The organism is Fusibacter sp. A1, assembly GCF_004125825.1.
In the GTDB taxonomy this organism is placed as follows: domain Bacteria; phylum Bacillota; class Clostridia; order Peptostreptococcales; family Acidaminobacteraceae; genus QQWI01.
This window is the reverse complement of sequence record NZ_QQWI01000001.1, coordinates 146,648-161,115: the sequence shown is the minus strand read 5'-3', so window position 1 is coordinate 161,115 and position 14,468 is coordinate 146,648. Positions and strand designations below refer to the sequence as shown.

Annotated in this window: 10 protein-coding genes and 1 other annotated feature; all 10 genes read left to right on the top strand. The window is 43.4% G+C overall.

Features of this window, described 5'->3' with window-relative positions; translation table 11 throughout:
- Positions 1–104 precede the first annotated feature (104 nt).
- Positions 105–728: a hypothetical protein gene (locus DWB64_RS00680; protein ID WP_129486250.1), complete on the top strand. Its 624-nt coding sequence runs from the start codon at positions 105–107 to the stop codon at positions 726–728.
- A gap of 207 nt (positions 729–935) precedes the next feature.
- Entirely contained in the window at positions 936–1,634 is a 699-nt protein-coding gene (locus DWB64_RS00675; RefSeq protein ID WP_129486249.1) for a response regulator transcription factor, read from the top strand.
- Positions 1,603–3,528 carry a HAMP domain-containing sensor histidine kinase gene (locus tag DWB64_RS00670; RefSeq protein ID WP_129486248.1) on the top strand — a complete coding sequence of 642 codons (1,926 nt, stop codon included), beginning with the start codon at positions 1,603–1,605 and terminating at the stop codon, positions 3,526–3,528. Before DWB64_RS00675 ends, DWB64_RS00670 begins: the two co-directional genes overlap by 32 nt.
- Positions 3,529–3,805: 277 nt before the next feature.
- A complete protein-coding gene (locus DWB64_RS00665) occupies positions 3,806–5,941 on the top strand; it encodes a bifunctional diguanylate cyclase/phosphodiesterase (RefSeq protein ID WP_164980146.1) in 2,136 nt (711 codons plus the stop codon).
- Positions 5,942–6,149: 208 nt separating this feature from the next.
- Positions 6,150–6,365: a binding site (T-box leader), on the top strand.
- Positions 6,366–6,517: 152 nt separating this feature from the next.
- The gene (aspS, locus tag DWB64_RS00660; protein ID WP_129486246.1) at positions 6,518–7,807 is read left to right on the top strand and encodes an aspartate--tRNA(Asn) ligase; all 1,290 of its coding nucleotides are present in this window, start codon (positions 6,518–6,520) and stop codon (positions 7,805–7,807) included.
- Between the two features lie 169 nt (positions 7,808–7,976).
- A complete protein-coding gene (locus DWB64_RS00655) occupies positions 7,977–10,037 on the top strand; it encodes a chemotaxis protein CheA (protein WP_129486245.1) in 2,061 nt (686 codons plus the stop codon).
- A gap of 14 nt (positions 10,038–10,051) precedes the next feature.
- Positions 10,052–10,540: a chemotaxis protein CheW gene (locus tag DWB64_RS00650; protein ID WP_129486244.1), complete on the top strand. Its 489-nt coding sequence runs from the start codon at positions 10,052–10,054 to the stop codon at positions 10,538–10,540.
- Positions 10,541–10,562: 22 nt separating this feature from the next.
- Complete coding sequence (locus tag DWB64_RS00645; protein WP_129486243.1) at positions 10,563–12,599, top strand: methyl-accepting chemotaxis protein; 2,037 nt, start codon at positions 10,563–10,565, stop codon at positions 12,597–12,599.
- 14 nt (positions 12,600–12,613) lie between these two features.
- Positions 12,614–13,432, top strand: coding sequence for a protein-glutamate O-methyltransferase CheR (locus DWB64_RS00640; protein WP_129486242.1), 819 nt, complete (start codon positions 12,614–12,616; stop codon positions 13,430–13,432).
- 25 nt (positions 13,433–13,457) lie between these two features.
- Positions 13,458–14,468 (top strand): chemotaxis response regulator protein-glutamate methylesterase, encoded by a 1,011-nt coding sequence (locus tag DWB64_RS00635; protein ID WP_129486241.1) that lies wholly within the window; start codon positions 13,458–13,460, stop codon positions 14,466–14,468.

Genomic DNA, 14,468 nt, shown 5'->3' with positions numbered 1-14,468 from the left:
GGTTGACCGACTTATTTATTTTAGAATGTTTAAAAGATTGAGGTCTTGTGTATAAAAATAAATAAGGCTAAACAAACACTTAAAGCTCATCATGGGAGGATAACATGAATGCTCAAAAGCTTTCTCAAGCTGAGGAACAGTTCTTTATGCGCTATCCGGACGGATTTGATTCACCCGAAATGATCGCAATCGGTAAAAAGCACAGGATGGACAAGCTTATTGAATTCGCACATCAGCATTTTCATATCGGTGCTTTTGAAGACGTCGACACAGTAATCGAGGATATGATCGCAATGGTAAACAAGTCCTCGATGGTTTCGTTATTTGAAAAACCAAAGTTCAGAGATGCAGTGAGAAGTATGACAAAAGAAGAAAAGCAAAGACTTGCGATCGGGCTTGAAGAACTGCTGCATGAAAATGAAGAAGAGGGATTCAACTTGATGCTAGAGGTGCTTGCGCCATATAAAATGGCAAAGTGGACCATCATGACGGTTTTCAGCTGTTACTATTATCCCGAACGAGACCTTCTCTTTAAACCGACGACTGTGAAGAACGTCATCGACTATTTTGAGCTACAGGGTTTGAAATATACGCCAAAGCCCAACTATGAGTTTTTTAAAACCTACAGGAAAGTCATCAACGAGATGAAAACATACGTCCATTCATCACTCGCACCCAACAACGCCAGCTTTTCAGGTTTTCTGATGATGAGTATGGACAATCGATAAAAGACAGCTTATCAAAAAACACTTTTCGAATGAGAAGTGTTTTTTTTATGAAAGTAAGAAATTTGTAAGAAATAGCCTGTGCTTTCTGTTAAAACTAAATATTACAATAGACCTACATCAACACTAATCAGGATGTTATAATTGAGAAAATCGCTATCTGCTTTCAGAAAGCAAAGTGATTTTTATCTAGATAAAAAGGGGGGACCTATGAAGTATAAACTATTAGTGTGCGATGATGACAAGGATATCGTGGATGCCATATGTATCTACCTAAAGCATGAAGGCATCGACGCCTATAAGGCATATAACGGCAAGCAGGCAGTGGAGATACTTGATGAAAACGAGGTTCACCTTGTCATGATGGATATCATGATGCCAGAACAGGACGGACTTACAACGGTTGCAAAGATGCGTGAGACAAGCAATGTGCCAATCATCTTCCTATCTGCTAAGTCGGAAAACACGGACAAGATCATCGGACTCAACTTTGGAGCGGACGACTATATCACAAAGCCGTACAATCCGCTTGAAATGGTCGCGAGGGTCAAGGCGCAGCTAAGAAGATACACTCAGCTTGGAAACAGGACTGTAGAGGAACATATCCTAAAAACAGGCGGGCTCGAAATGGATACCCATATGAAGATTGTGACAGTCGATGGTGCGGTGATTTCTGTAACGGCCACAGAATGGAAGATCTTATCAGTTTTGATGAACCATCTAGGTAGGGTGTTTTCAATCGATGAGCTTTATGAAAGAGCTTGGAACGATGTGGCAGTCGCTGCAAACAACGCGGTGGCTGTGCATATACGAAGGATCAGGGAAAAGATCGAAATAGATCCCAAAAATCCAAAATACTTGAAGGTGGTGTGGGGAATTGGTTATAAAATTGAAAAATATGATGTATAAGACTTCTGTAAAACTAGCGGTAGTTATGATCATGATCGCTGTTACCTTTGCAGTGGTAATGGATACAGGCAGATCGCTTGTGATGAACTTGGATAATCTTTTTAGCAACACCCTCATTGAAGTGAATGAGTTTAGAAGTACCTATTTCAGTCTTTTCAATGATCTTTTGCAGACACTTGAATATGATCGTGAGCGACTTAAAGGAGCAGATGTCTCAACATCGTTCAGATATACGGTTGTTGATGCAAGTGGCAAAAAAATCACGGGCAACGAACCCTATGGATCAGATCTGGACACCTATTATTCCGGCGAGTTCGCGCTACTTGTAAGCGAAGAGGAGATGACCTATTCCGACTATGATGCAGTTGGCACATACTATCACTTCGGAAACTGGGACAATCAATTAAGAGCGACTACGTTGGACTGGAAGATTGAAAGACCTGTAAAGATCTATATGAAGGTCTCGCCCATTAGTGATAAAGGCGAAATCGGGCGGATATATCGGCAGTTTACCTATTTCAAAGCAAGGCAAACCTCAGTCATAGCAAATTTGATTGCATATGTTCTGATATGGTTCTTATCGCTTGCTTTTCTCAATGTGGTCGCCGGTCAAAAGCATCCTCACGGTGAAGTTGAGTCAAAAGGTCTTGACAGGGTCCCTTTTGAATGGTTGACTATTCTATTCGGCACGCTTTCAATCACTCCGCTTGTTTTCATCGTCAATTTGATCGAAGTGGAGAGTTTTCCTCTGGTAGCGGTTGCGGTCGTCTTTTCGATGCTTATGTTCGTCATTTTTGAATTGTCACTGGCAAGGCGAATCAAATCACGTACGTTTTGGAGGAGCTGGTTTATCTACTGGCTGTTTAAAAAGGTGTTCAACCTATTCGATCGAATGACTTGGAAACGTATTTTTAAACCTTCGTGGATCTTTTATCTTAACGGGCTCCTGATGATCAATATCCTAGCCGCCTATCTTCTGGTCACAGAAGATGTCGGGGTCCTAGCGATGTTTCTGACTCTGACGCTCAATACGATAGCCACAGTAAAACTATACCAGCATCTGGAATCTGTAAAAATCATCGATCAGTTCATTGAGAATCAGTCCTTTGGCAATCTGGAAGAGCAGATCACAGTTGGAGACATCAAAGCTACTTTTCTTCCTATCGCCCAGAGGTTGAACACGCTTAATGAAGGCATGAAGCTGTCTGTGGAAAAAGCGGTTAAAAGTGAAAAGTTGAAAACCGAATTGATCACAAACGTGACGCACGACCTCAAGAATCCTCTGACCTCGATTGTCGCCTATACGGACCTGCTTGCTAAGGAAGACCTCGACAACGAAACAGCAGGAAAATACGTCGGAATCCTACAGGATAAGGCCCAACGACTAAACCACCTGATCAATCAGCTTGTCGAAGCGTCAAAAGTCAATAGTGGACATATCGAGGTAAATGAGACGACACTTGATTTGCTCGAACTGGTCCACCAAGTAAGCGGCGAATACGAAGAACAAGCGCACGCTGCAGGTATTGATCTAATCGTCAACACTACGCTTTCTTCTGCGAGCATTACCTCAGACCCTGTGCTGCTTCATAGGATATTTGACAACTTGCTATCCAACATCACCAAGTACACCATGCAGGGAACCCGTGTCTATATCAACCTGAAAAAGGAAAACCATCTTTTTGAAGTAGAACTGAAAAACATTTCCAAAGAACCGCTCAACATGCCTGTAGAGGAACTGCTTCAAAGATTTACAAGAGGTGAAGAAGCAAGGTCGACAGCTGGAAACGGCTTGGGACTTTCGATTGCGATGAGTCTTTCAAAAGTACTTCAGGCGGATATGAGGTTAAGTATCGATGGAGATATGTTCAAGGTGGTTTTGAATCTCGCATAAATAATATTGAATCGGTTGAGTTCTTCTTGCTATTTGTATTACGATAATGTAAATTATACCTATGCGTGATATCAGAAAGTGTAGGACTCGAATGAAGCTAAAACTAATTGGCGCAATACAAATTTTATTTTTAATGGCATATGTCTATTTTATCAATATATCTGAATTTACAACGGATACAGTATCGCTGCTGCATAACTTCTTTGCAGCAGGGGTGCTATTTTACTTTGCAAAAAAGGCAGGTAAATTTAAGTATACATGGTTTTTGGTGGCTCTTATGCCATTTGCATGGGCCATTGCGGATACACTATGGCTTTACTACGAACATTTTACGTCGATCGATCCTAATGAATCGACCCTGCTGCTGTACATCTATGCGCTACCCAATATCTTTATGGTATTCGCGATCATAGACTATTTTTACAAAAACATAACTAAATGGCACCGTATGCAACTACTGCTTGATATGGGGCTTGTCTTTATCATATTGCTCGGTTTGGCGAGCAGCATGTTGCTGAAAAACATCGATCTGACGATTCTATCGAATGTGGATTTTATCAGTCTTGTGATTTACATGGTGACAGATGTGTGCACAGGTGTTGTCATACTTGCGATGCTCTTTTCATCGAGAATGAAAAAAATACCTATCGAGCTTTTATTGGGTGCGCTTGCATTTTTAATTTATATCGTTTCAGATCAGATATTCATCTTCAGCTATTACTATGATACCTATATCGCCAATTCAATTTCGGATGTGATGTTCTTAGCGAGCTTCACGCTGTTTGTCATTGTCGGGATTATCGACTATCAGAACAATAAACCAACTGCGGATACGCTCTTCAGGGCACCTGAGAATATCGGTAAGACAAAAGCGGTGTGGGTGATTTCGATGGTGCCGATCGCAGCATTCCTTTTAAAGGTGATCGATCTACACTATCTTGCGATCATGTTTCTGGCGATTGTCTTGAATCTGGCATTTTCACATTATGTTCAAAAGTCTTATCTTGTGGAAACACTTTTAAAAAGAGAAACCTTGCAGAAGGCTACTCTTGAAGAAACCGTGGACCTTAAAACCAGAGAGCTGGTCGCGCTTAACAACAAGTTGTTCGAGAGGTCCACTACAGATTACTTGACCGGACTTTATAACAGATCTTACTTTTTAGAGTATCTCAAGGGCTTGATAGAGGAGAATAAGACCGCCTTTTCTGTGTTTTTCATGGACCTTGACAGGTTTAAGGTGATCAACGATTTACACGGCCATAGCATGGGAGACGCTGTACTCAAAGAAGTTGCAAAACGCTTAAGTAAATTGTCAGAAGGCGAATTCATGATTTCTAGATTCGGTGGAGACGAGTTCGCTGTCGCCTTGACTGCCGACAGCAATGCCATCCTTGAAGATGTTTCACAGCGCATGATCGGCTGCCTGAGTCAAGGTATCGTCATCGACAAATACATCTTCAATGTCGATGTCAGTATCGGTATCGCCAGATACCCTAAAGATGCCCTGACGTCGGAAGAGCTGATGAAGTTCGCAGATATAGCGATGTATCATGCGAAAGCTTCCGATTCCAATGAAAACTATGTGTTCTATACCTCGCAGCTGATCGAGCGCATAGAGCGTAGGAACCATCTTGAGCTACTTCTCAGAAACGCGGCGATAAATAACGACTTTGAGCTCTACTACCAGCCACAGTTCAATGCTAAAACCAAGGTCCTTACAGGAATGGAAGCGCTAATCAGATGGTATCATCCAGTCGAAGGCTTTATCTCGCCTGCGGAATTCATACCGATTGCGGAAGAAGCCGGACTGATTGTTGACATCAGCGAGTGGGTGAGCAGAACGGCATGTTTACAGATTAAGAATTGGAACGAGAAGTACGGCATGGAACTGACCATCGCGATCAACACATCACCGATCTGTCTGGATGGTGTGGATTTCTTCAAAGACATTAAAGAGTTGATGGCAACGACTGGCGTGAAGCCATCTTGGATTGATATTGAAATAACAGAACACAGCGCCATGAACTCCTCCACAAGAATGGAAGAAATATTCATGGGGTTAAGCGATATGGGAGTCAACATCTCAATTGACGACTTCGGTACTGGGTATTCCTCGCTGAGCTATATCAAGAGATTTGATGTGGATACGCTCAAGATCGCCAAGGAGCTTATCGACAACATAGCGACGGACAAAGATGACCTTTTGATCGTGAATGCCATTGTCATGGTTGCAAAAGGAATGGGGCTTAAAACCATAGCAGAAGGTGTAGAAACCGAAATGCAGCTAAAACTTCTTCAAGAACTCGATTGCCATACGATTCAGGGCTATCTGCTTGGAAAACCTGTGGACGGTGAGAAGTTTGAGAAAATATATTTGGAGAGTAAAGATGGATGTAAAGGCGCTGTTTCTTGAGAAATGGCGTTTTTTTTGAGTTTTTTGGGGGAAACAGGGTTGTACCTCGCGGGGCTCGGGCCATACTCTTGTGCTACGCACTCGGGTTGTACATAGCTTGCGCTATGGCTGTATGTGGCCACAGGCCACCACAATTCTGGTATAGCGTGGCCGCAGGCCACATACGGAAATCCCCCTTGACAACACTAAAAAACTTTTATATACTCATAAAAAACCAATGACTGGAAAAGTACCGACAAGAACAAGCTTAAGCGAACAAGGGACGGTGAGAGCCTTGTGCGACGTTTTGTCAGGAAAGACATCCATGAGGTGTTTGTGTGAACGTCTATTAGCGCAAACCGTATTCCCACGTTATAGGGGCTTAAGAGGACTATTTGTCAGAGTCAACTAGGATGGTACCGCGAATACAGCATTCGCTCCTATACAGGAGCGGATTTTTTGTTTTTGTAGACCCTACCTGAACCTGGCAAAAGTTAAAAAAGGGTGGCACCGCGTAGATTACGCCCCTTGAACAGGCATTGTTCAAGGGGCTTTTTAGCTTTTTGAACCTAGTGAAAAATGTGATGGAGGAACCTCATGAAAAGAACAATGATCAAAAGCCTAAATGAACATGTGAACCAGACGGTTAAAATCAGCGGATGGGTACACCGTATACGCAAGCTGAAAGCGGTTGTCTTTGTAATTTTAAGGGACCGTACAGGGCTTATTCAAGTCGCAATGTCGCCCCAAGTAGTTGAAGAAGCCGACCTGAGGCTTGAAGCTGTTGTCAGTGTCACTGGAACCGTTGTTGAAAATCAGAATAAGCTAGGACCGATCGAACTACAAGCCACCGCGATAGAAGTACTGAGTAAAGTCAGTGAGGACTTACCGATACAGATCAACGGGCAAACACTTGAAGCGGGACTTGAAACAATATTGAATCATAGGGTGCTCGCCTTAAGGCATCAGATGGAACAGGCTACTTTCAAAATTCAAGCGGCTCTGTGTGAAGGATTCGCAAACTTTTTAAGAGCCAACGAATTTACAGAAATCCACACCCCGAAGCTCGTAAAAGAAGGCGCGGAAGGCGGTGCTGGAGTATTCAGTCTCGATTATTTCGGACAGACCGCCTACCTTGCGCAAAGCCCCCAGTTTTATAAGCAGATGATGGTTGTGGCAGGTATGGAAAGGGTGTTTGAGATAGGATCGGTCTTTAGAGCCGAATCCCATAGCACGTCAAGGCATCTGAACGAATACGTGAGCATGGACCTTGAAATGGGATTCATCACCTCAGAAGGCGATCTGATGGACCTTGAGACACAGCTGCTTTCGAGCATGCTCGAACATGTTAGGAAGACATGCGAAGGCGAGCTTGAGCTGCTTGAAGTCGCTTTGCCCGACGTGCCAGAATCGATTCCACGAATGAAGTTGTCACAGGCGATTGAGATACTCAAAGACCACTACGGCAAAACTGAGCTTGAGGGAGACCTGGACCCCGAAGGTGAAAAACTGATTGCCGCCCATGTCAAGGAACTGACAGGATCTGATTTTCTGTTTTTGACCCATTACCCAAGGACTAAAAGGCCCATGTATACAAAGGCGTGCGGTGAGTCAGAGACACATAGCTTCGACCTCTTGTTCAAAGGGCTTGAAATAACGACTGGCGGGCTTAGAATCCACGAGGAGGAAGCGCTGAGTGCCAGTATGCGATATAAGGGTCTCGAATCTGAAAACTATGCGAGCTACCTGGAAACCTTCAGATACGGCGCGCCTCCGCATGGTGGTCTGGCAATCGGACTGGAGCGTATCACAGCGCAGCTGCTAGGCTACAAGAACATCAGAAGAGCCACTTTGTTTCCTAGAGACAACACCAGATTGACTCCATGATCAAGTACCTTCAATCTATTAAACGATTGCAAATACAGTGAACCACTTATGCAGAAAAACAAACCAGTTAGGTTTGTTTTTCTTTATTTTAGTTTGCTTATTTTGTTGTAGGGGTACTAACTGAACATCGATAATTAAGTCGTTGTAACCCTCAAGAGGAGGTGACCATATGTCAACAATCAATACGAATGATCCCATGCTCGAACTGTACATACATGAGACAATGCAAATTCTAGAACAGCTGGAACAGCTGATCATTTCCAATGAAAGCTCCGGCACTTTCAATGAAAAGGCAGTCAATGACATATTCAGGCATATGCATACGATAAAGGGTTCATCTTCCATGATGATGTTCAACGGCATTACTATGCTCGCGCATAAGCTTGAAGACATCTTTTTTATTATCCGCGAAAACTTGAACATCGTCTATTCACATTCCGATCTTGTCGACTTGGTTCTGGATGTTTCCGATTTTGTCAAAGTAGAAGTCGTGAAAATCCAGAATGGAGATGAACCTGATGGGAATCCTGACCCGCTCAATGAGACCTTATCGGCATTTTTAAAAGAAATCAAGTCAAATGACGCAGTAAAGTCCGATAAGCTAAAGCAAGTGGAACAGAAGCAACAGTTCTATATCCCGCATGTAAAAGAAAGCAATGACTCCTTTAATTACTTTTATGCGAGAATTGATTTCGATGACGGGTGCGAGATGGAGAATGTCCGTGCCTATACGGTTGTGTTCGGACTCAATGAGAAGGCGACAGAGATCCATCATATCCCAACCGATATCGCAGAAAACGAGAATACAAGCGAGGTCATAAGAGAAAACGGATTTAAGCTTTGGATAAAGAGTGTCGAATCAAGGGATGCCATAGAAGAACAGTTGAACACGACCTTCTTTCTAAAGCGGCTTCAACTAGAAGACATCGGTATCGAGGAGTATACAAACTCAAGAGAAGAAGTACCTGAACCTGTGATCATCGAATCGAAGCAGATAAAGAAACCGGTGATCGAAGCCGCTGAAAAGAAAGAGGACAAGGAACTGGTAAAACACCTGCCTTCAATGATTAGCGTTCATGTTGAAAAACTGGACCAACTGATGGATCTTGTGGGTGAGCTGGTTATCGCTGAAGCGATGGTGACACGAAATCCTGAAGCTGAACGGATTGAATCCATCAGCTATCAGAAAGCATCACAACAACTACATAAAATAACAAGTGAACTTCAGGATATGGTGATGTCAGTCCGGATGGTTCCATTATCGGGCACTTTTGTGAAGATGCACCGAATTGTGAGAGACATGAGTAAGAACCTCGGCAAGGATGTGGATCTCATACTTAGCGGTGAAGAAACAGAAGTGGATAAGAATATCATCGAACATATCTCAGACCCCCTGATGCATATCATCAGAAATTCAATAGATCACGGGATTGAAGCTCGTGAATCGAGGGAAGAAGCTGGAAAGCCAGCTAGAGGGCAAATCACGCTTGAAGCGAGAAACGTCGGATCGGATGTTCTGATCATCATCAAAGACGACGGAAAGGGGTTAAATCGTAAAGCGATACTCGATAAGGCTAAGGAGCAAGGCATCTTGAGTAAGCCAGAGCATGAGATGACAGACCATGAAATCGACCATCTGATTCTTTTACCTGGATTCTCTACAAAAGAGGAGGTATCCGAGTATTCAGGAAGAGGTGTAGGCATGGACGTGGTTGCTAAAAATCTTGAAGCGGTCCGTGGAGTTGTGGTTGTCGACAGCACTCCCGGCCACGGCACCACCATGACGCTAAAAATACCTTTGACCCTTGCAATTATTGAAGGAATGAACCTGCGCGTAGGTGAAGCGAGATATACCATTCCGCTGGTGAACATCAAAGAATCCTTCAGGCCGAGCGTGAAAGAATGTATCAAGGATCCTGAAGGAAACGAAATGGTGATGATTCGGGGTGAAAGCTTCCCGGTTCTGCGGCTTCATGAGATGTACAAGGTTCCAGATGCGATTACGAATTTTGACAGTGGAATTCTCATCATGATCGAACAGGATGACAAGGCCCTGTGCCTATTCGCAGATGAACTGCTAGGACAGCAACAGGTGGTTGTAAAGACCTTACCTGAATATATAACAAAGACAAAAGCGATTGTAGGTCTTGCGGGATGCACGCTGCTGGGTGATGGCAGCATCAGTCTGATCTTGGATATCAACAGCTTGACAAGTCTTAGACTTAGGTAAGGAAAGGAGTTTCTATGACACAGGAAAATAACATGCTCCTATTGGAGGAGGAAGATACGATTAAGGGGAAGTACCTGACCTTCGACCTTGAAGAAGAAGTATATGGCCTGGAAATCGAATACGTGACAGAGATCATTGGAATACTTCCTATCACGATTGTTCCAGATTTACCCGAGTATATCAGAGGAATCATCAATCTCAGAGGCAGAATCATTCCTGTGATGGATATGAGGCTGAGATTCAACAAGGAGTTTGTGCAGTATAATGAGCGCACTTGCATCGTTGTGATAGACATGAAGGATTACGCTGTAGGGCTGATTGTCGACAGCGTCTCAGAGGTTACAACAATACTTGAGGAAGACATCGTAGAACAGCCGATGTTAAGCACGGGTACCAACAACCGGTATATTAAAAGTTTGGGGAAAGTCGAGGATCATGTGAAATTGCTGCTTGACTGTGAAAGACTGTTGAATGAGGAAAACTTCAGCCAGTTGACTAGTTGATGATTTGGACAAGGAGGATAACATGAATTGGTATCGGAATATGAATATTGGTAAGAAATTGATCATCGGTTTTTTAGTGGTCGCCGTCATTGCCGGAATCATCGGCTATGTGGGTCTTAGCTCCATCAATAAGATAGGAAAAGAAAACCTGCCGAACGTGGTGAATTTACAGCAGGCGCTCATGCACTACACGAATATCGGTGTCTTGCAGGAAGAACTGATCAATCCCCTGTCCATCTATGAGGACAGGTTGGTGTTCTATAAGGATATCGAGGAGAACACGACGCTTTACAATGAGTTTATCAGTGAATTCTTAAGCGGTAAACTGACAGATCAGGAACAGGAGCACTGGGACCAGATTAGCAGCAACTATGAAGTATGGGAAGGACACTACAAAGACTTTAAAGAGGAACTCAACAAGCTGGACAGCATAGGCATCGATGTTCCAGCATCCTTAAGGCTTGAAATATCAATGAGAAAACAAGATCACATCAATTGGATCTGGGGACTTGAAAAGACCATTGAAAGCGAAAAGGAGTTTACAGGAGGACTTGATTCAAATCTGTGCGCGTTCGGTGTGTGGTTAGGAAGTTATGAAACAAACAGTGAGTCGTTCACAGCGCTAATGCAAGAGATAAGAACACCTCATGATGCTGTCCACGATACTGGCAAACGAATCAATGAACTGATCAAAAAAGGCGATCAGGTGAGTTTAGATGAAGCACAGGCCATTTATGACAACGAATCCTCAGAATATATGGTTGAGGTGCTTGCAATCCTTGATCAAATGGAAGCGATAGCCAGATCGGCTGACGAAATCTATACAGAACTGACAATAGAAATGTCAGAAGACTTGGATCCTGCCTTTGTAGAGACAGCAACTAATATTGAGAACCTAGCAGACCTGAATATCGACTATGCGAACAAAGAAGTCTCTAAAGCCGTGATCATGATTACAGGCTTCATCGTAGGGGGCATCACCATATCGGTCATTTTAGGTGTTTTTATCTCCAACCTTATTAAAAAACCGATCAATGAAATGGTTATCGCATCCGAGCAGCTGGCACAGGGCAATCTGGATGTGGCGATCAATGTGACATCCAAGGACGAAATCGGAACACTTGCGAAAGCATTCAAGAAGATGACGCTCAACTTCAATGAAGTCATGTCGAACATAAGCGCGGCTTCAGAGCAGGTGGCATCTGGCTCTGTGCAAGTTTCTGATTCGAGCATGTCCCTATCTCAGGGTGCCACTGAGCAAGCGAGTTCAATCGAACAGCTGACCGCTTCAATCCAGGAGATCGCTTCTCAAACAAAACTGAATGCGGATAATGCAAATGAAGCCAACAATCTGGCTGCAAGCGCGATGCTAAACGCCAATCAAGGAAATTCGCAGATGAAGGACATGCTGAGCTCGATGGATGAAATCAACGAATCGTCCAATAATATCTCAAAAATCATCAAGGTCATCGACGAGATCGCCTTCCAAACCAATATCTTGGCTCTTAACGCCGCAGTCGAAGCCGCTAGGGCCGGACAGCATGGTAAAGGGTTTGCCGTAGTGGCAGAAGAGGTAAGAAACCTTGCAGCAAGGTCTGCTAATGCTGCAAAAGAGACAACCGCTATGATTGAAGGATCCATCCGAAAAGTCGAAGGTGGTACCAAAATCGCCAATGAAACCGCTGTTGCACTAGTGCAGATCGTTGAAGGCGTTGAAAAAGTCTCACATCTTGTAGGGGATATCGCCGCCGCATCGAATGATCAGGCAATCAGTGTCGACCAGATCAATGTAGGCATATCACAAATTGCGGATGTGGTGCAAACCACTTCGGCAACTTCTGAAGAAACTGCCGCTGCAAGCGAAGAGCTATCCTCTCAGGCGGATCTGTTAAAACAACAGGTGGCCAGATTTAAGCTAAGACGGTCACAAGGTGGATTATCAAGACACGATCAATACGACGACTATAACCGAATGGATGGCTCGACGGATGAAAACGAACACCCAATCAGGGAATCGGTCAAAATAGTATTAAGTGATCAAGAGTTCGGAAAATACTAGTTGATGGAGAGAGTATGTTAACAATTACAGACGAAGAGTTCAACAAAATAACAGCTCTTATAAAAAGGGAATACGGAATCAATTTGAAATCTGAAAAGCGAGCGCTTGTACTCGGGCGATTGCAGAAGGTTTTGGCTCAGCTTGGAATCGACAATTTTAGCGACTACTACTCTTATGTTACCAGCGATATCACAGGAAAAGCCCTCGGAACACTTGTGGATAAGATATCCACCAACCATACTTATTTTATGAGGGAGAAAGATCACTTTGATTATTTTTCAAAAGTCGTTCTTCCTTATGTAGTCGGCAAGGTAAGGGACAGGGACTTGAGGATTTGGTGTGCGGCTAGTTCCACAGGAGAAGAAGCGTATACCCTTGCGGTACTGCTTAAGGAATTCTTCGCACAGGAGGGTAAATACTGGGACACGAAGATACTTGCGACCGATATATCGGAAGAGGCTCTACAAACTGCAAAACTGGGTATCTATTCAAAAGAAAGAGTGGAACCGCTTCCTAAATATTGGTTGCACAGCTATTTTGACGACTACGATAAAAACAGTTTAGTCTTTAAACCGGAAATCAGGAACGAAGTCATCTATCGACGATTCAATCTGATGGATGCCAAGTTTCCCTTTAAAAAGAAATTTCATGTGATTTTTATCAGAAATGTGATGATCTACTTTGACAATGATACAAAAACCAGGTTAATTGAAAAGCTCTATCACTCGATGGAGAATGGCGGTTATCTCTTTATCGGCCATTCGGAATCGATCCCCAGGCATCCAAATAGGTTTAAGTACATACGTCCGGCAGTATACCGCAAGTTAGAATAAATCCAATCCACACAAGGGGGATACTTTGCAAAAGATAAAAGTATTGGTAATCGACGATAGCATGTTGTTCAGAGAAGCGCTGACGCGTGGACTTGAATCCGATGCAGCTATTAAGGTCGTAGCTAAAGCGAATGATCCATATGATGCGATCGGTAAAATTGAATTGTTTGATCCAGATGTGATTACTTGTGATGTCCAAATGCCTAAAATGGATGGTATTGAATTTATAAGACAGCTGCTTCCCCAGCACAAGGTACCGGTTATTGTTGTAAGTGCAATCGATTATGCGGTTTTTGACGCCATGCGTGTGGGTGCAGTTGATTTTGTGACCAAACCCGATACGAATGCGGGAATAAGCCATAGGCAATTCATTGATGAAGTCATCAAGAAAGTCAAGGAAGCGTCACAAGCAAGTGTGCATACCTATAAAGATCCTTCTCCAAATGCTGTGGATCACGTGGTCTCAAAGGATATCAACGTCATAGCGATCGGCGCATCCACTGGTGGTACAGAAGCCATCTATCATATACTTAAAGGACTACCGAAAAACTCGCCTGGCATAGTGGTTGTACAGCATATACCACCTGCATTTTCTACAATGTTCGCCCTTAGGCTTGACAAGAATACGCATTTTAACGTAAAAGAAGCGAAAACAGGCGACCTGGTTTTACCTGGAATGGTGCTTGTTGCTCCCGGAGATCAACATCTCGAACTGACCGACATATCGGGGTCGCTTCGGGTGAAGTTGAAAAAGGGTCCTAAAGTAAGTGGTCACTGTCCGTCTGTCGATGTACTTTTTGATTCGGTAGCGAAAGTGTGCAAAAAAAAGGCCATAGGTGTGATACTTACAGGCATGGGATATGACGGGGCAAAAGGCCTACTTAGGATGAAGCGGTACGGAGCGGTTACCATAGGTCAAAATAGTGAAAGTTCAGTCGTATACGGCATGCCGAAAGCGGCTTTTGAAGTTGGTGCAGTAACAAAGCAAGCATCGCTTGAACTGATTGCACATACGATCATAAAATATTTAAAATGA

Bases quoted from the DNA above. Each gene is read 5' to 3' on its own strand.
- DWB64_RS00640 (WP_129486242.1), top strand. From the start codon at position 12,614: ATGTTAACAATTACAGACGAAGAGTTCAACAAAATAACAGCTCTTATA.
- DWB64_RS00665 (WP_164980146.1), top strand. From the start codon at position 3,806: ATGCCATTTGCATGGGCCATTGCGGATACACTATGGCTTTACTACGAA.
- DWB64_RS00680 (WP_129486250.1), top strand. From the start codon at position 105: ATGAATGCTCAAAAGCTTTCTCAAGCTGAGGAACAGTTCTTTATGCGC.
- aspS (WP_129486246.1), top strand. From the start codon at position 6,518: ATGAAAAGAACAATGATCAAAAGCCTAAATGAACATGTGAACCAGACG.
- DWB64_RS00645 (WP_129486243.1), top strand. From the start codon at position 10,563: ATGAATTGGTATCGGAATATGAATATTGGTAAGAAATTGATCATCGGT.
- DWB64_RS00675 (WP_129486249.1), top strand. From the start codon at position 936: ATGAAGTATAAACTATTAGTGTGCGATGATGACAAGGATATCGTGGAT.
- DWB64_RS00650 (WP_129486244.1), top strand. From the start codon at position 10,052: ATGACACAGGAAAATAACATGCTCCTATTGGAGGAGGAAGATACGATT.
- DWB64_RS00655 (WP_129486245.1), top strand. From the start codon at position 7,977: ATGTCAACAATCAATACGAATGATCCCATGCTCGAACTGTACATACAT.